This is a genomic window from Halopiger goleimassiliensis, from assembly GCF_000455345.1.
Classification (GTDB): Archaea; Halobacteriota; Halobacteria; order Halobacteriales; family Natrialbaceae; genus Halopiger_A; species Halopiger_A goleimassiliensis.
In genome coordinates this window covers 2,922,115-2,938,727 of record NZ_HG315690.1, presented here as the reverse complement: position 1 = coordinate 2,938,727, position 16,613 = coordinate 2,922,115, and the positions used below count along the sequence as shown (strand labels likewise).

General features: G+C 67.4%; 16 protein-coding genes. 6 read left to right on the top strand and 10 right to left on the bottom strand.

Features of this window, described 5'->3' with window-relative positions; genetic code table 11:
- Positions 1-23 precede the first annotated feature (23 nt).
- Both TX79_RS14390 and TX79_RS14385 read left to right on the top strand, forming a co-directional pair.
- A complete protein-coding gene (locus tag TX79_RS14390) occupies positions 24-431 on the top strand; it encodes a universal stress protein (protein WP_049928413.1) in 408 nt (135 codons plus the stop codon).
- 88 nt (positions 432-519) lie between these two features.
- Entirely contained in the window at positions 520-1,023 is a 504-nt protein-coding gene (locus TX79_RS14385) for an HPP family protein (RefSeq protein WP_049928130.1), read from the top strand.
- A gap of 77 nt (positions 1,024-1,100) precedes the next feature.
- On the opposite strand, the gene TX79_RS14380 is transcribed toward TX79_RS14385, so the two are convergent.
- Entirely contained in the window at positions 1,101-2,183 is a 1,083-nt protein-coding gene (locus TX79_RS14380; RefSeq protein WP_049928129.1) for a hypothetical protein, read from the bottom strand.
- Positions 2,184-2,362: 179 nt separating this feature from the next.
- On the opposite strand from TX79_RS14380, the gene TX79_RS14375 reads away from it, so the two are divergent.
- The 3 genes from TX79_RS14375 to TX79_RS14365 all read left to right on the top strand — a co-directional run bounded on the left by TX79_RS14375 (position 2,363) and on the right by TX79_RS14365 (position 4,313).
- Positions 2,363-3,517 carry a methyltransferase domain-containing protein gene (locus TX79_RS14375; protein WP_049928128.1) on the top strand — a complete coding sequence of 385 codons (1,155 nt, stop codon included), beginning with the start codon at positions 2,363-2,365 and terminating at the stop codon, positions 3,515-3,517.
- Between the two features lie 81 nt (positions 3,518-3,598).
- Complete coding sequence (locus TX79_RS14370; protein ID WP_049928412.1) at positions 3,599-3,847, top strand: AbrB/MazE/SpoVT family DNA-binding domain-containing protein; 249 nt, start codon at positions 3,599-3,601, stop codon at positions 3,845-3,847.
- Position 3,848: 1 nt separating this feature from the next.
- Positions 3,849-4,313 (top strand): type II toxin-antitoxin system VapC family toxin, encoded by a 465-nt coding sequence (locus TX79_RS14365; protein ID WP_049928127.1) that lies wholly within the window; start codon positions 3,849-3,851, stop codon positions 4,311-4,313.
- A 90-nt stretch (positions 4,314-4,403) separates the two neighbouring features.
- Here the strand turns inward: TX79_RS14365 and TX79_RS14360 are convergent, their stop codons facing one another.
- From TX79_RS14360 to TX79_RS14345, 4 genes are all read right to left on the bottom strand, one after another.
- A complete protein-coding gene (locus tag TX79_RS14360; protein WP_049928126.1) occupies positions 4,404-4,841 on the bottom strand; it encodes an acyl-CoA thioesterase in 438 nt (145 codons plus the stop codon).
- A gap of 63 nt (positions 4,842-4,904) precedes the next feature.
- A complete protein-coding gene (locus tag TX79_RS14355; RefSeq protein WP_049928125.1) occupies positions 4,905-5,336 on the bottom strand; it encodes a hypothetical protein in 432 nt (143 codons plus the stop codon).
- Between the two features lie 24 nt (positions 5,337-5,360).
- A complete protein-coding gene (locus TX79_RS14350) occupies positions 5,361-6,365 on the bottom strand; it encodes an AAA family ATPase (protein ID WP_049928124.1) in 1,005 nt (334 codons plus the stop codon).
- A gap of 78 nt (positions 6,366-6,443) precedes the next feature.
- Positions 6,444-7,616, bottom strand: coding sequence for a DUF7282 domain-containing protein (locus tag TX79_RS14345; protein WP_049928123.1), 1,173 nt, complete (start codon positions 7,614-7,616; stop codon positions 6,444-6,446).
- Positions 7,617-7,755: 139 nt separating this feature from the next.
- Here TX79_RS14345 and rnz point away from each other — a divergent pair, with 139 nt between their 5' ends.
- A complete protein-coding gene (gene rnz, locus TX79_RS14340; RefSeq protein WP_049928122.1) occupies positions 7,756-8,685 on the top strand; it encodes a ribonuclease Z in 930 nt (309 codons plus the stop codon).
- A 147-nt stretch (positions 8,686-8,832) separates the two neighbouring features.
- Here the strand turns inward: rnz and TX79_RS14335 are convergent, their stop codons facing one another.
- From TX79_RS14335 to TX79_RS14315, 5 genes are all read right to left on the bottom strand, one after another.
- Complete coding sequence (locus TX79_RS14335; protein WP_049928121.1) at positions 8,833-10,302, bottom strand: cellulase family glycosylhydrolase; 1,470 nt, start codon at positions 10,300-10,302, stop codon at positions 8,833-8,835.
- A gap of 78 nt (positions 10,303-10,380) precedes the next feature.
- The gene (locus tag TX79_RS14330) at positions 10,381-12,090 is read right to left on the bottom strand and encodes a hypothetical protein (protein ID WP_049928120.1); all 1,710 of its coding nucleotides are present in this window, start codon (positions 12,088-12,090) and stop codon (positions 10,381-10,383) included.
- Positions 12,091-12,163: 73 nt separating this feature from the next.
- On the bottom strand, positions 12,164-12,886 hold the full coding sequence (locus TX79_RS14325) for a dockerin type I domain-containing protein (RefSeq protein WP_049928118.1): 723 nt from the start codon (positions 12,884-12,886) through the stop codon (positions 12,164-12,166).
- 70 nt (positions 12,887-12,956) lie between these two features.
- A complete protein-coding gene (locus TX79_RS14320) occupies positions 12,957-14,450 on the bottom strand; it encodes a cellulase family glycosylhydrolase (protein ID WP_049928117.1) in 1,494 nt (497 codons plus the stop codon).
- Between the two features lie 42 nt (positions 14,451-14,492).
- The gene (locus TX79_RS14315) at positions 14,493-16,553 is read right to left on the bottom strand and encodes a glycoside hydrolase family 9 protein (protein WP_049928116.1); all 2,061 of its coding nucleotides are present in this window, start codon (positions 16,551-16,553) and stop codon (positions 14,493-14,495) included.
- Between the last annotated feature and the right edge of the window lie 60 nt (positions 16,554-16,613).

The window sequence follows — 16,613 nt, the reverse complement described above, 5'->3', positions numbered from 1 at the left end:
ACGTTCGCCCCGTAGTCGAACCCATGTCCCGCGAATTGCTCGTCCCGATGGACGACTCCGCGACCGCTCGAGCGGCCCTCGAGCACGCGCTGTCGGCGTTTCCCGACGCCGACGTGACGGTGGTCCACGTCGTCGACGACCTCGAGGCGGGCTACGGCGGAACGCCGACGGCCGACGACGCGGCCGAGATCGACATCTTCGAAGACGCCAGCGCGATCGCCGCCGAGGTCGACCGGACCGTCGAGACGGAACTGCTCGGGGGAACGGCGGCCGACGCGATCCTCGAGTACGCCCACGCCGAGGGCGTCGACGGGATCGTGATGGGAAGCGAGGGTCGCTCCGGCGTCTCCCGGATGTTGCTCGGTAGCGTCGCCGAAGCGGTCACGCGCCGGTCGTCGGTGCCGGTGACGATCGTTCCGGCTCCGGAGTGACCGTCGCCGGCGAGCCCCCGGCGATCGGGCGGCGGCAATCGGCGCGCGAAACCGCGGACGTTTTCCCTGCGAACCGGAACCTCCAGCCATGGACGATCGGTTGGGGACGACGCTTCACACCGGGCTCTTGCTCTCGACGACGGCGGGGCTCGCCTGGCTCTCGGGATTGCCGATGCTGTTTCCCAGTCTCGGCCCGTCGGCGTTCGTGCTCGCGCTCTTCCAAGATAGCGACGCGGCGTCGCCCCGCCGGGTGATCGGCGGCCACGCGATCGGCGTCGTCGCCGGCTTGCTCGCCTATCACCTGCTCGCCGGCGACGTCTCCATGACGGCGGCGACCGCGCCTGCCTCGCTCGACGGACTGCGCCTCGCGGCCAGCGGCGTCCTCGCGACGACGCTGACGGCCGGGGGCATGCTCGTCACGGAAACCCGCCACCCGCCGGCGTGTGCGACGACGCTGATCGTCTCGCTCGGATTGCTCCCGTCGCCGTTCGAGGGCGCGCTGATCCTCGTCGCCGTGGTCGTCCTGGTCCTCGGCCACGAACTCCTGCTCGCGACCGAACGGCTGAGCGCGCGCTACGATGAGGGCGTCTGAGCCCGCTACGACGACGGCGTCTACAGGAGGAGCAGGCCGAGTGCCTCGGGGCTGGACCCCGAGGCGGTTCACGAGCGCTACTGGTCGATGTCGCTCGTCTCGAGGTCCTCCCGGGGGAGCTGTTGCTGCAGGACGAACGGGCCGAAGTCGGCGGCCGTCCGCCGGGCGATGGTCGCGATCCGGAGCACGTAGGCCAGCAGTACGGCGAACGGGCTGAACAGCGCCGTGATGGTGACCGAGACGACCGCCACGTAGACCCAGGGGTGGAACTCGAGCGCCAGCAGGTTGCCGTAGCCGACGATGACGAACGAGCCGCCCAGCAGGGTCGGGAAGCCGACGTACAGCAGGATCTTCGAGAGGTCCGCCAGCTCCTGCTGCATATGTACAGTCTTGAAGTACTGGCGGGCGACGTGGATGTCCCCGAGCAGTTCCTCGAGGCGATCGAGCTGGTTCTCGGCGGCCTCGGAGAGGTCGTGGGAGTGGTGCTCGCGGAGCTTGCGCACCTCCTGTAGTTGCCAGGGATCGTTGTAGTGGACGATGACGGCGATCACGTCGAAGGTGCCGAACGTCGCTCCTTCGAGGGTCTCGATAGCGTCCTCGTCGCGCGGAGCCGTCAGCGAGACGTAGTCGTCGACGGCGTCGCGCAGCTCCGGTGTGGCGTCCCGGCAGACGTTCCGCAGCCCGAGTGCCGTCCGCCGCTTCGACTCGATCAGCACTCGCAGGAACTCGGACGGCTCGACCGGACTCGGCCGGTAGCCGGTGTGGGACTCGATCGACCGCCGGTACTCGCGAGTCGCCTCGAGCCGTTCGAAGAAGGCACCCGTCGTGCCGAACTCCTCCGAGAGGATCAGCTGGTTGATCGCGAGGACGACCGTGATGAACGGCAGCATGCCGCCGATCAGCGCCGCGGCGATGGCGGTGACGTCGCCCGCCGCCGCCGGCGTGATCAGGTCGGCGGCGATCAACAGCAGGCAGGCGGCGAAGACGCCGGCCAGGAGCAGTCCGGACAGCACGCGCCGATCGCCGTCGAGGTAGAGCCAGTGTAACGCCCGATCCGCGATCGAGTCGCCGCCGACCAGCGGATCGGGTTGCGAAGCCGGCGCGTCGGCCTCGTGCTGGTGCTGCCCTCGAGTCGTCGGACCGTTCTCGTCCCCGCTCATCGCGCTCGAGCGGGCCGGCCGCGATGGCTGGAAACGGGACGCACGCCTCGCCAGCAAGGTCGACGAGCGGACGGAAATGGTTGCTGCCGGCAGCCACGGGGACGGGGGCGTCGTCGTGACCGTCGGTCGGCGGTCGGCAAAGCGGTAGGCTGATAGCCGCGCCGGAGCGAGGATCGAACGTGTATCTGCTCGAACTCGGCGGCGAGGACGACGTGTTCGCGGCCTGCGAGGCGGCAAGCGCCGCGACCGGCGTCCGGCGGATCGCGCCGGGTCTCGCCGTCGCGGACGCCGTCGTTCCCGAGCGCGTTCGAGGACTGGCCTACACGCACCGGGCGAGTCGGCTGCTCGGCCGTACGGACGCCGACGTCGCCAGCGCCCGCGCGTTGCTCGAGGCCGCGGCACTCGAGCGCGAGGGGTCGGTTGCGGTCCGGGCGACGGACGTCCACGGCTCCGCGGGCGTCAGCACGACCGATGCGGAGCGGACGCTCGGCTCCGTACTGGTCGACCGGGGATTCACGGTGGATCTCGACGATCCGGATCACGTCCTCCGGGCGGTGTTCGCCGAGGGCCGACTCGAGTCCGGCGGCGCGCTCGCGGCCGACGAGGCGACCGGCGACCTCGTGACGCCGCTCGAGGAGTCCGACGACCCCGACTCGAGCGGTGACGGGGACGGCCCCGCCGACGTGACAGCGGTCGGCGACCGCTCGCGCGGCGAGCGGGTCTCCGTCTGTGCGCTGGGCTGGCTCGAGGCCGAGAGCGTCCGCGACTTCGGCGACCGCGCGCCGACGGACAAACCGTTCTTCCAGCCCGGCAGCATGGACCCGCTGCTCGCCCGGGCGGTCGCGAACGTCGCGGGTGCGCAGCCGGGACGGACCGTCCTCGATCCGATGTGTGGCACCGGCGGCGTCCTCGTCGAGGCCGGCCTCGTCGGGGCCGACGTCGTCGGGACGGACGCCCAGGGGAAGATGGTCCGGGGGGCGCGGGAGAACCTGCGACACTTCCTCGAGCGCGACGACCCCTCGCCCACGGGCGTCCCGCGGGGATCCTGGCACGTGGGTCGGGGCGACGCGACGCGACTCCCGCTGGCCGACGACGCCGCCGACGCCGTCGTCTTCGACGCACCCTACGGCCGCCAGTCGAAGATCGACACCCACCGGCTCGAGGACCTCGTCTCGGGCGCGCTCGCACAAGCGCGCCGGGTCGCCTCCCGGGCCGTCGTGATCGCCGATCGCTCGTGGGCCGCCGAAGCGGGGGACGCGGGCTGGACGCTCGAGGCCGCGTTCGAACGCCGGGTGCACCGGTCGCTGACGCGGTACGTGCTGGTCCTCGAGTGATACCCGACGGCCGATATCGAACTAAACCTCTCACCACGGTTTATGGTGATCGAGTCCATCACCACGCGTACGGGTGATCACATGAGTGGGTCCGAAAATCAGGAGGAGTACGGGACGGCACAGCTCAATCATCGCGGGCGGTTGACGATTCCGAAAGCACTTCGCGACGACCTCAATCTAGAGGACGGTACCGAGTTCAGGGTCGTTCGCGAAGGTGGCGATATTCGGCTCGTACGGGAACTCCCTGACCTCGAGACGGTAACTCGCGACGAGGAGTGGGGCTCGGAAGCGTTCCGGGACGCGGGTGACTCCACGTTTGGCGGCCGATAACATGGGCGAAACCCGTATCCTCCCGGATCTCAATGCGCTGGCGATACAGTTAGTCGACGATCATCCTGGCCATCCTTACATCGCGGACGAACTCGTGCCTTCGCTCACCGGCGGTGACACGCTCGTCGTCTTCGGCTATTTGCCGCTGCGGATTCAGTGGGTGCTCGAGGACCTGGGATTCGAATCGTACGAGGCGAGAAACGCCGTTTCGTCGTTGCTTCAGTACCCACTCGAGTTCGTCGACGTGGACGACGACACGGTTCTCGAGGCCTACGAAATCAGCGCCGAGAAGAATCACGACGTCTACGATTGTTTCTACATCGCTCTCGCGAGGCAGGCAGCTATCGACGTTCTCGTGACGACCGATCGCGATTTCGACCGGCTTTGTGACGGCGAATCGTTTCGCTACGTCAACCCGGTCCCTGACGAGGTTCTCGATCGATTCCACGAAATCGGCGACTCCTGATACGGGTTACTGTACGTCAGTTCCGGCGCACCCACGGCCCGGATGGTGGGTGCGCCGGTTCAGTACTCCGGATGAGAAGATCGCTCCCAATCAGTAGTCGGCCTCGAGCGCCCGCTCGCGCAACCGTTCGCCCTCCTCGCTCTCGACGCTGAGGTCGGGGACCGGCTGGGGGCGGCCGTCGGCGTCGATCGCGACGAAGGTAAAGGAGGATTCGGTCGTCTTCTCCGTCTCGCCGGTACGGGGTTCCTCGCGCCAGGCCCGGAGCGCGACGTGGACGCTCGTTCGGCCGGCGTCGTAGACGTAGGCCTCGACGAGCGCGGTGTCACCGATCTCGATCGGCCGCTCGAAATCGAGTTCGTTCACCCGCGCGGTGACGCAGGTCTCGCCCGCGAAGCGCATCGCGGACATGGCTCCGACCTCGTCGAGCCACTTCATGAGGTTGCCGCCGTGGAGCGTCCCGTTGTTGTTCGCGTGGTGTGGCTGGACGCGAAACCGGTTCTCGATGTGGGTATCGCAGACGGTGGGCACGTCTTCTCCGTTCGGTCGCGCGCGAGAAAACGTCGGGGGCCGGCGCTCGCGAGCGAGCCGACGCTAGCGCTCCGAGCGAGCGTCCACGCGTCGTGCGCGCACCGCTCGAGCGGTCGCGCCGAGGCCGAACGTCGCGGCTCCCAGGGAGAGGACCCACCCCAGCTGCGACGTGTAGTTCCCGGTGAGCAACAGCACGAGCAACAGGGGTATCGAGAGGGCGACGGCAGTGATGACGCCCAGCCACAGCGGGCCGCGGACGCCCGGCCCGAGGAGGCGATAGAGGACGAGGCCGACGAGCGTCCCGACGGCGAGACAGCCCACGACGACCTCGAGGAAGCCGAACGCGGACAGCGGCGGCGCGTCGTTCGTCGCGAGCAGCAGGTAGCCGGTCACGGCCGCGATGGTCGACAGCCGATCGAGCACGGGGCCGCGGCTCGCGAGGAACGGGTGGTCGTCGCGATCGTGGTCGTCGGCTCCGGCCGTCGGCGTTCCCATCGTTTTCCCGTACAGTGGTTCGTCTCAGGCGTCCCGTCCCAGCTCGGCCAGCAGGTGCGAGACGTGAATCCGGTCGCTCGAGCCCTCGTGCATCTCGAACTCGACGTCGGCCGCGAGGCGGTGGATCCGGGCGAGTTTCTCGCCCTGGTAGCGTTTGCGCGCGACCGCGAGGATCTCGTCGAGGACTTCCCCGCCGTCGAGTCCCTCGTCGACCAGCAGGTCGTCCAGGGTCTTGCGGGCGTCCGTGAACTCGCCGGCTTCGGCGTCGTCGAGCATGGACTCGACGTCCTCGTCGAGACCGACTTCGCCGATGGTCTCGTAGGCCCCGGTCATCGTGAGTTCGCCGGCGTCCTCGACGGTCGTCTGGGCGGCGAGGATCGCCTCGCGCAGGTTACCGTCGGCGTAGCCCGCGACGAACTCGAGGCCGTCGTCGTCGTACTCGACGTCCTCGCGCTCGACGATGCGCTCGAGGACGGTCGCGATTTCGCTCGTCGACGGTGCGCGGAAGGGAACGGGGAAACACCGCGAGCGGATCGGCGGGATCAGTTTGGTCGGCTGGCGCGTCGCGATGATAAACTGGGTCGTCCGGTGGTGCTGTTCCATGATCCGGCGCAGCGCCTGCTGGAAGTCCTCGCGGACGTCTTCGGCGTTGTCCAGCAGGATCGTCTTGTACTCTCCGGAGACGGAGGCGTAGCTGGCCGACTCCTTCAAGACGTGGTTGATCATGTCTCGCTTCGAGAGGCCCGATCGGCCGACGAGGAACTGCGCGAACCGGGGATCGTTCTTGATCTCGGTCTTCGTCCGGCCGAAGAAGTCCGCGACGTTGATCTCGATCAGGTCGTTGTCCGGGTCGGCGTGCGCCTCACGGGCCAGCGCGCGTGCCGCGGCCGTCTTGCCGCTGCCCGGCGGCCCCTGCAGGAGGAGGTTGATCGGCTCGTCGACGGCCCGCTGGAGGTACTCGCGGGCGTCGTCCTGGGGCAACTCGGCCAACTCCGGGGCGTGGGTGTCCGTCCACAGCGGCGCGTCCATCGCCGTCCCCTACGGACGGGTCGGGTAAGAATCGGTCGATCGCTCGCTCGCCTCGAGCGCGGCCCTCGAGCCACCCGCTTACTCGTCCCCGTCGTCGGTTCCTTCGCCGGCGTCGGTCGTTTCGTTGCCTGCGTCGGGTTCGGAGTCGGCATCGTCGCCCCGCTCACCGGCCGCGCGGGCACCCTCGAGCGTGACGACCGTCTCGACCGGTTCGTCGTCGTGTTCGATCGGGCTGGCCGCGTCCGGATCGTCGGGGTCGCCCTCGAAGAGGGCCACGCGGAGTTCGTCGTCGTCCGCGACGGTGACGTTCTCGTCGAACGAGACGGAGACGTTCTCGTGTTCGCCGGCGGCGACTTGCTCGCTCGTCCCGAGGCGCTCGTCGGTCTCGTTGTCCGTGACGGCGACGAAGCCTTCGGTCGGGATGGCGGCGTCGATCGTCAGACCGTCGTCGGTCCCGTTCACGACAGCGACCGCGGGATCGGTGTGGAACTCGAGGTCGATCGTCGCGTGCGCACCGTCGGCGTTCGTGTAGACGCCGATCGTCCGTTCGCCGGGTGCGCGCGTTCGGGTGTCGATCTCGCTGGTGATCTCCTGGGCGTCGCCCGGTCCCAGATCGACCGTCTGCTGCTCGAGCAACTCGCCGTCGATCCGGATCTCGACGGGCTGTTGGAGTTCGAGGTCGGTCGGGTTCGAAATCTCGGCGGTCACCGTGACCGTCCCGTTGGTCGTCGCGAAGTCGGGCGCGTCGAGTTCCTCGACGGCGAACGAGTCGGTCAGCGGATCGTCCTCGCCGGGAATCGTGACCGTCGCGGTGTCGCTGACGGGGTAGCCGTCCTCGAGGTAGGGTCTGTCCTCCTCGCCGTCGGTCTGCTCGTAGGCGTAGGTCTCGTCGTCGTCGGTGTCCTGGTGGACCGTCGCGGTGATGGTACCCCGCAGGTCGGGGCCGTTCTCCGCTTTCTCGATCGTGACGTTCTCGTGTGGTCCCGCCTCGAGGTACTCGGAGACGGTGAGTACCTCGTCGCCGTCGCTCAGGACGACGAAGCCGCCGTCCGAGAGGGTAACCTCCTCGACGGTGACGTTCGTCCCCTCGCCGTCCTGATCCGGAAACGTGATCGACGCCTCGGGGTCGTCCTCGACGCCGAAGATGGCCGGCGCTTGCCCGATGACGACGCCTGCGGCGAGGACGATCACGATCGCCAGCAGGATGGCGACGATCCGCTTTGCAGTTCCCAGAATCGATCCGGAACTCATTGGTCTCGTGTTTCGATACCGAAGGGTACGTCCTCGAGGGTTCTAAAACGCGTCGTCCTTTCGCAGTCATCGGGCCGCCCGATTGCCCGGCTCCGGCGATCGAAGCCGGTTTAGCCCCGGACGGCCGAACACCTACCCGATGCCACTGCGCGTGACGTTCCTGGGGACGGCCGGAGCGGTTCCGACGACCGAACGGAACCCGAGCGGAATCTTCGTCTCTCGAGCGGGCGAACAGCTGTTGTTCGACGCCGGCGAGGGAACGCAGCGCCAGATGATGCGCTTTGGCACGGGGTTTTCGGTCTCCCACCTGTTCGTCACCCACCTGCACGGTGACCACGTGCTGGGGATTCCCGGCCTGTTGCAGACGATGGACTTCAACGACCGCGAGGAACCGCTGGCGATTCACGCGCCACGGGGGACCCGCAGACAGCTCAAGAGCCTCGTGAACGCGCTGGACAACCGGCCCTCCTTTCCGGTCCGGATCAGCGAGGTCGGCGACGGCGACGTCGCCTACCGCGCCGACGAGTACGAGGTCCGGACGTTCGAGACCGACCACGACGCCCGGTCGGTCGGCTACGCCCTCGTCGAGGACGAGCGCAAGGGACGGTTCGACCGTGAGCGCGCCGAAGAACTCGGGGTACCGGTCGGGCCGAAGTTCTCCAAACTCCACGAGGGCGAACCCGTCGAACTCGAGGACGGCACCGTCGTCGAACCGGACCAGGTCGTCGGCGATCCCCGACCCGGGCGAACGATCGTCTACACCGGCGACACCCGCCCGACCGTCGCGACGATCGAGGTCGCCGACGACCCCGATCTGTTGATCCACGACGCGACGTTCGCGGACGACCGCGCCGAGCGCGCGACGAAGACGGCCCACTCGACCGCCCGTGGCGCGGCCGAAATCGCCGCCCGCGCCGGCGCGAAACGGCTCGCCCTGATGCACATCTCCTCGCGGTACGCCGGCCACACCGCGGATCACCTCGAGCAGGCCCGCGAGGCGTTCGACGGGGAGGTCCTGTTGCCGGCGGACGGCGACGAACTCGAGATTCCGTATCCGGACGACGACTGATCCGGACCCGTACCGATCTCTCCGGGCAACCGCCGATCAGAACGCAGTTGCGTCGTCACTGCCCGCCAGCAGATCGGACGCGATGCTGGTTGCTCGAGGCGACGCGGGGCCAGCCGGTGGTCGTCGCCACTGGCCGCGCCCTCGGTCTCACAGCCCCTCGAGCAGTTCGAGGACGTCGGCGAAGCCGACGTGGCCGTCCTCGTCGAAGTCGAAGGCGTCGGGATTTTCCTGGACGCCGTCGGCGTCGAGGTGTTCGTAGAAGGCCTCGACGTCCTCGTGGTTGGTCCGTCCGTCGCCGGTGACGTCGTCGTACAGGCCGTCGCCGTCGGGGTCCCGTGCCTCGTAGTCGCCGACCTGGATCGAGTCGTCCCAGGTTCCGCTCTTCGCGGCCGCGGCGTCGGCGTAGGATTCGATGAGGTGACCCGATTCGCTCGCGTAGATCTGGAACCCGTCGTGATCCTGCGTCTCCTCGAGGACGACCTGCCAGGGGATGACGGCGTTGCAGTCGTACTCGTCGGCGACGTCGTACCACGCCTCGAGATACTCGTTTTTCGTCTCGAGGTCGTGTTCGTACGCGTTGACGTTGAACTCGCCGAGGTAGGCCGGCTTGCCGAGTTCCTCGTGGGCGTCGACGATCCGGCTCTGGACGTACTCCGCGCCGTCCTCCAGCGGGATGTCCCAGTGGTCGGGGTACAGGTGGAACGAGCAGGCGTCGATCGTCTCGAACGCGTGGTGGTCGAGGTACGATTGGCCGTCCCAGTCGTCGTCGGGGTAGTCGTCGTCCCAGTCGCCGTAGTAGTGGCCTTCCGACCCCGTCGAGACGAGGTGGTCGTCGTCGAGGTCCGTGAGGTACGCCGACATCTCCTGGATCCAGTCGCCGAGGATCTCCTTGTGCTCGGGCGGTTCGAGGTCGTCCATCCCCTCGGGGACGTCGTCCTGCTCGAGGCGGGGCTCGTTGGCCAGCTCCCACATCGCGATCGTCGGGTCCTCACGCCACTCGAGTCCGCTGTAGGTGTTCTCGCGCGTCAGGATGGTCTCGACGTGGTCGCGATACATCTCGCGGGTCTCGTCCATCGTGTAGAACTCGTAGCGCGACTCGCCGCCGGCCCACTCGGCGTACTGGAGCATGCCGCCCTCGTGGTCCCAGTTGTCGACCAGCGCCGCGACGAGCCTGATGCCACGCTCCCTGGCCGCTTCGATCAGGTAATCGAGGTTCTCGAGGGCGTCCTCGTTGTACTCGCCCGGTTCGGGCTGGAGCGCGAGGGGGCCGTCTTTCCCCTCCCCGTGCGCCCAGAACCGGACGAGGTCGATCCCCAGGTCCGCGTAGAGGTCGAGGACGTCGTCGATCCGTTCTTTCGTGCCCTCGTACTCGTGGGTGATCCAGAAGTTGTTCGCACCGGTGAAGTAGACCGGTTCGCCGTCGACGACGAACTCGGTGCCGTCGGTCCGGACGAACGCGTCCATCGGCGCGTCGACCGCCGCGGTCGCCGGCGACGCGCTGCCGAGTCCGACGGTGAGCGCCGCGCCCGTACCGACGGCTTTCACGAATCCGCGTCGGGTCGTCCGTACCGTTCGATCGATCGTCTCGTCGGTTTCAGTCGACTGGTGTCGTGTCATGATTTGGTCGGGTCTCGTGGTCCGTTCTCCGGCCGGCAGCGCCGCAGTCGACGGGCCGGGGGCCGGTTCCGCTCGAGATTAGTTCGTCATCCGGTTGCGCAGGTCGACCGCATCGAGCAGCGCGTCGTTGCGGTCCATGTCGGTCTCGATCTCGACGTGACAGGTTTCGGCCATGATGTCGACCAGTTCCTGGCGTTCCTCGGGCGTCTCGAAGTGGCCCTCGGGCGGGGTCATGCCCTGCTCGAGGCTCCAGTACTGGTTCGGGTAGGCCGTCCGCATGTTGTACGGCTCGTCGTGGAACGCGAGGCGGACGGCGTAGGCCGACAGCGCACGCTCCTCGTCGTGGACGACCTCGATGACGTCGCGCTGGGGGTGGCCGTAGCCCGGGTCCGGGCGCTGTTCGTTGTTGTAGTGGCCGGCTCGCAACTGCCCGTTCGCGCCCGACGGGCCGATCCACATGATCACCGCGGCGTTCAGGTGGTACGGGACCGCGCTCGTGTTCTTGAACTGCAGAACCTGATACCAGAAACCGCCGTTTTGCTCGTGGATCTTCGCCTCGACCTCCATCGGCGCGTTCGCGGTGAAGCCGTCGCCGCCGAGCGGGTCGCCCGTCGCGGGGTGGATTCCGTCGGCGATGTCGTGGATCGGGTTCTCGTCGTCGTAGTAGCGCTCGTCGGGGAGGCGGTCGGCGCGGGTCCAGCCCTCGCCGTCCTCGTGTTCCGGCTGGTCGTGAGCCCGGTCACGCTCGGCGACCTCCTCGGGGTCGTAGGTCGCCGCGTCGGTCGGCCACGGCTCCTGCACGAGTTGGTCCGGATCGTTCGTCGCGGGGATCGGTCCCGCGGTCTCGTCCCAGAAGTCCATCGGCTCGTTGTGGTAGGACGGCTCCTCGGTCTCGTCGGGAAGCAGGCTCAGTCGCGGCAGGAGCTTCACGCTGGCCCGCCGCGGGACCCCTTCGGCCTCGTACTGCTTGACGTGTTCGAGCGCCTGCGTGCCCATCTCCCCGAACGTGAGCGTCCCGTCGCCGACCGTCTCCTGAATCGCGTCCAGGTCGACGTCGAACTCGGCCGCCTTCTGCTCGTCGGGCCAGTCGACGTCGCCGTAGTCGCCGTGGCCGTCGGCGTCGGTGTCGCCGGGGAGATACTGTGTCCAGACCTGTTCGATGTAGGTCTCCTCGTCGTACTCGGGGTAGAACTCGGCCAGCGTCGTGTCGGGAGTCAGCTCCCCACCGCCGCTCGAGCCCTCGTCGACGAACGCGATCTCCTCGAGTTCGATGGCCCCGCTGGCACCGTGCCAGAACGCGAGCCGAAGCTGTCTGACGGCCGATCGGTCGACGCCGGCGTCCTCGAGGTCGACGTCGACGGTCGTGAACTCGGTTCCGATCGCGTCGTCGGTCAGGTTCGCCAGCCGATCGCGAACGTTTCCGATCCTGAGGTCGACGTCGGTTTCCTCGCCGCCGTCGTCACCGCGGACGACCAGTTCGAGCCGATCGTAGGCCGAGAGATCGGCGAAGAGATTGGTCGCGAAGAACCCGCCGTCGTCGTACTCGAGTCGCAACACGCCGTCGTCGAGGTCCTCGCCATCGAACGCGACGTGGTCGGCCCACTCCTCGAGTTCGTTCGTCCCCGGGTACGCGCCCGCTTCGAAGTCGTTGACGACGAGCCCGGACGTCCCGGTCTCGCTGTCCTGCTGCGTCGCAGCCGTCGTCCCCGTTCCGCCGGCGCTCAGGCCGACCAGCGCGGCTGTTCCGACGGCGATACCGTTCTTCAGGACGGCTCTCCGTTTGGCCATACATATTAATTCGACTTCCGAATAATAAATATTTTCTAGTACTAGATTATGGAAAATACGCGACTGCGGCGAGCTAGAGGTCGTCCAGGAGTTCGAGGACGTCGGCGTAGCTGACGTGACCGTCCTCGTCGAAGTCGAAGGCGTCGGGGTTCTCCTGGACGCCGTCGGCGTCGAGGTGTTCGTAGAAGGCCTCGACGTCCTCGTGGTTGGTCAGGCCGTCGCCGGTGACGTCGTCGTAGCGGCCATCCCCGTCGGGATCGCGGGCGTCGTGGTCGCCGACCGTGATCGTATCGCCGTCCCGGTCGACGAACCGGAGTTCGTCGATCTCGATCGCACCGCTGCCGGCGTTCCAGCAGGTCAGCCACACGTCCTGTACCGACGACGGATCGACGCCGACGGCCTCGAGGTCGACGCCGACGGTCGTGAACTCGGTCTCGATCGACTCGTCGGTCAGCGAGCCGAGCGGACCTGCAACGCTGTCGATCTCGAGGAAGACGGCAGACTCCTCGCCGCCGTCGTCGCCACGGACGTCCAGCTCGAGGTGGGTGTACCCCGAGAGGTCCGCTCGAACGTTGCTGAGGAACCAGCCGCCGTCGTCGAACTCGAGTCGCAAGGCGTCCTCGACCAGTTCGCCGTCGCCGTTCGCGAACGCGCCCGCGTTCGAGTACTCGCCGAGTCGGTTCTCCCCGGGCCACGACGAGAAGTCCTCGATGACGACCGGGCCGTCGGTCGATTGCTGAATCGACGGGAGGGTGGCGTTCGTGGTGGAGCGTCCACGTGTGTCGGACGTATTCATATCTTCACCAGTATAATTAACTCGAAGTAGTATAAAAATAACTGTCGGGGAGGTAGTGACCCCGGTCCCGTCAGAGTCGCTCGAGCAACTCGAGGACGTCGGCGTAGCTGACGTTATCGTCCTCGTCGAAGTCGAAGGCGTCGGGATTTTTCTGGACCCCGTCGGCGTCGAGGTGCTCGTAGAATGCTTCGACGTCCTCGTGGTTGGTCCGTCCGTCGCCGGTGACGTCGTCGTACAGGCCGTCGCCGTCGGGATCGTGGGCCTCGTAGTCGCCGACCGGGATCGGCTCGTTCGGGTCACGGAACGTGTCGTCGCGCGTCTCCTCGAGCCAGTCCCGGACGAACCAGCCCATCTGCTCGGAATCGTCTTTCAGTTCCCACGGTTCGTCGGCTCCGTCGGTCGGTGACTCGAAGAACGTCGGTGCCCAGGTGTCGTCGAAACACCACGCGATCCAGCCCATGTTCTCGTACGACTCCAGCCACTCGCGGACCGGCTCGCCCCACGACGAGGTGTGACCGTAACCCTCGTCGTCCTCCTCGAGGTCGGGATCCCACCCGAACTCGGTACAGATGACCGGCACCTCCTCGGCGGGTGCGCCGTACTCCGGATCGAAGGGGCCGGCCTCGTAGGTACCGCCGGTACCGTCGGCGACCTCCCGCGTGTCGTGGGGCAGCCCGTCCGGCGGGTAGATGTGGGAGGCGTAGACGAGGTTCTCGCCCTCGAACGGATACTCGGCGGCGAACCTGGTCCGGGAGGTCCAGTCCGGCGAGCCGATGACGACCGGCGTCTCCGGGGCCTCCTCGCGAATCAGGTCGACCCACGGCTGGGCGGCGTCGCGCCAGTACAGCCACTCGTCTTCCTCGGTCTCGACGTCGTCCCCGTACTCGCCGTACTCCGACCACGTGACCGGCAGGGTCGGTTCGTTGAACAACTCGAAGAGGACGTGATCGTCGTCGGCGAAGGCAGGTGCGACCGTCGACCAGAACTCCTCGAGCAGGTCGTCGGTGTCGACCCACGGGTTGAACCCGAGCCCGTCGAGACTGTTCGCCCACCCGTCTTCGACCATCTCTTCGGCCTGATTCAGCGTGTCGATGTAGGGCCGGATGAGGTGGAAGTCGATCAGCGCGTACACGCCGCGGTCGCCCAGCAGGTCGACCGCGGGCCGCAGCAGTTCGTCGACGACGTACTCCATACCCTGCTCGTGGACCGCGTCTTCCCCGACCGGTAGCCGGATCGTGTTCGGGTGCCACGTCTCGCCGTCGGTCGCCTGCTCGAGGACCTCCGTCTGGGTTTTGGGGAAGTACCACTCCTGCATGTAATCCAGCGACGCCGTCGCGAACCCGCGGAGTTTGACTCGTTGCCCGTCCTCGGTGACGATCCACTTGCCGTCGGTGTGCAGTCGCGGCGTCGGATTGTCGACCGCGGCGGCCGTCCCCGTGAGGGGACCGAATCCGAGGCCGGCGACGCCGACGCCGGTCGCTTTCACGAACGTCCGTCGCGTCGACTGTACCGTTTCGGGCCGTCCGGGTCGCCGTGACGGCGTCGAATCACGTCGTTCTACCATATTTTCAAATATTTTTAATTGTAATAACGGTGTCTGTGGGGCTTACAGTTCCTCGAGCAGTTCGAGGACGTCGGCGAAGCCGACGCGGCCGTCTTCGTCGAAGTCGAAAGCGGTGGGGTTGTTCTGGACGCCCTCGGCGTCGATGTGCTCGTAGAAGGCCTGGACGTCCTCGTGGTTGGTCCGTCCGTCGCCGGTGACGTCGTCGTACAGGCCGTCGCCGTCGGGGTCCTGTGCCTCGTAGTCGCCGACCTGAATCGGCCCATCGTCGCCGTCCTCGAGGTCGACGAACTCCGAGACCAGCAACACCACCGGTGCGGAGTAGTTGATCGCCCACTCGTTCGTCGCGTACGAGCCCGTGACGTCGACGTACGACAGCGCCGGCGGGGTGTCCGGGTCGATGTAGTCGCCGGAGTCGTCACCTTCCTGGGGGGCGCTCTCGTTGGGCCCGCCGACGACCATGCCGGGAAGCACGGTTCCGGTGCTCTCGACGATCCGATCGTGGGGGTTCTCCGGCGTCAGGGTTCCGATCCCGGTGACGTAGCTGAAGCCCGTCGCGCTCCGGCCGAAGAGGTGGTGCAACTGGTCCATCGCGGCCTCGACGAACGCGTCGTTGGGCTGGATCTCGTTGGCGAGCAACAGCACGTGGCCTCGCCCGACGCCGTTTTTGAGACAGCCCCAGTAGTAGCTGTCCAACGCGTTGTTGTAGCCGTCGCCCTGGATCGACTCCTCGAGGATGTAGTAGGCCCAGCCGACGATTTCGTCTTCGATCTGGGCGGTCCGGCTCGGATCACTCGCGTCGGCGGTGCGGTAGGCCCACAGTCCGATCGTGAACCCGGAGGTCCAGTCGTACGTTACCGGCCCTTCGGAAAACAGGTGCGACAGTTCCGACTCGATGTACTCGGCGTACTGGTCCTCGCCGGTCGTCTTGAGCAACTCCGCCGCGGCCCAGAACCGGTCCTCTTCGTCCTCGGATCTGGTATACGCTCCCGACCCCTCGTTTTGTCCCGGATCTTCGCGCCAGACGACGTCGGGGTTGGCCTCGAGGAAGTCGAACGCGTCTTCGGCGTTCGCGAGCATCCGGTCGGCGAACGCCGGCTGGTGGTCCGCATAGAGCCGTGCCGCCCGGGCGAACGCCGCCGCGGCCATCGCGGTGCCGGCCGAGGAGAGGCCGAAGACGTACCGGTCCATCCCGTCCTCCGCGGGTCTCGTCTCCATCTCGGGGAACTCGAGTCCGGCGACGGTGTAGTAGAGTCCGCCGTCGGGTCGTTGCATCGCCTCGAGCCACTCGAGTGCGGTTCGACACTCCACGAGGACGTCCGGCATGGTGCCGACGTGGGGGTCATCGACGCTGTCCGGCACGTCGAACTGTCCCACCGAGAACGCCTCGGGGTTGCGCTCGTAGGCGAACAACAGACAGCCGACCGAAATCGCGGTTGGGGTCACGTACTTGCCGTAATCGCCGGCGTCGTACCAGCCGCCGGAGACGTCGAGGGGTTCGCCCTCGTCGTAGAACGCGTCGTCGGGTGCAGCCATCGCCGCGTTCGCGTCCTGCGTGTGCCCCGGGCCGATCTCGACGCCGGTGATCGGATCTTCGATCCGGGTTCCCGCCCGTTTGAGGGTGAACAACCGCCCCATCGTCGCCAGCGCTTCGTCGTAGACGTCCTCGGCGATCCGGAACGGATACGACGTGCCGCCGTCGACGGCGACGACGTACTCGCCGGGCGTCGTCACGTCGGAAAACGTCGCGTGGCGAACCGTCTGGCCCGACGCCGGGTCGTCCATCGGTGCCGATACCGAGCCCTCGTAGACGACCTCGCCCGTAGTGGCGTCTTTCACCTCGAACGTCTCGGTGTCCTCGAGGACGACGGCCATCTTGGCCGCATCGGGGAGATATCCGACCTGATCGACGCGAACCGGTCGGTCGTCGACGACGAACTCCGCCGCCGCCGTCCCGGAGAGCGTTCCGAACCCGGCGACGGCCGCACCCGCGACCGCCGTCGACTGCAGGAAGCGCCGCCTCGACCGCTCGCGACCGGCGTTCCGCCCTCGGTTTCGATCCGCTGTCGTCGATTCTCCGTTCGAACCGTTCGTTGATCCTGGCATGGTGGCTCCGGAGACCGCAGCCTGCGATCTCACCGGGGAATGTCCTCCAGAAGCAATAAA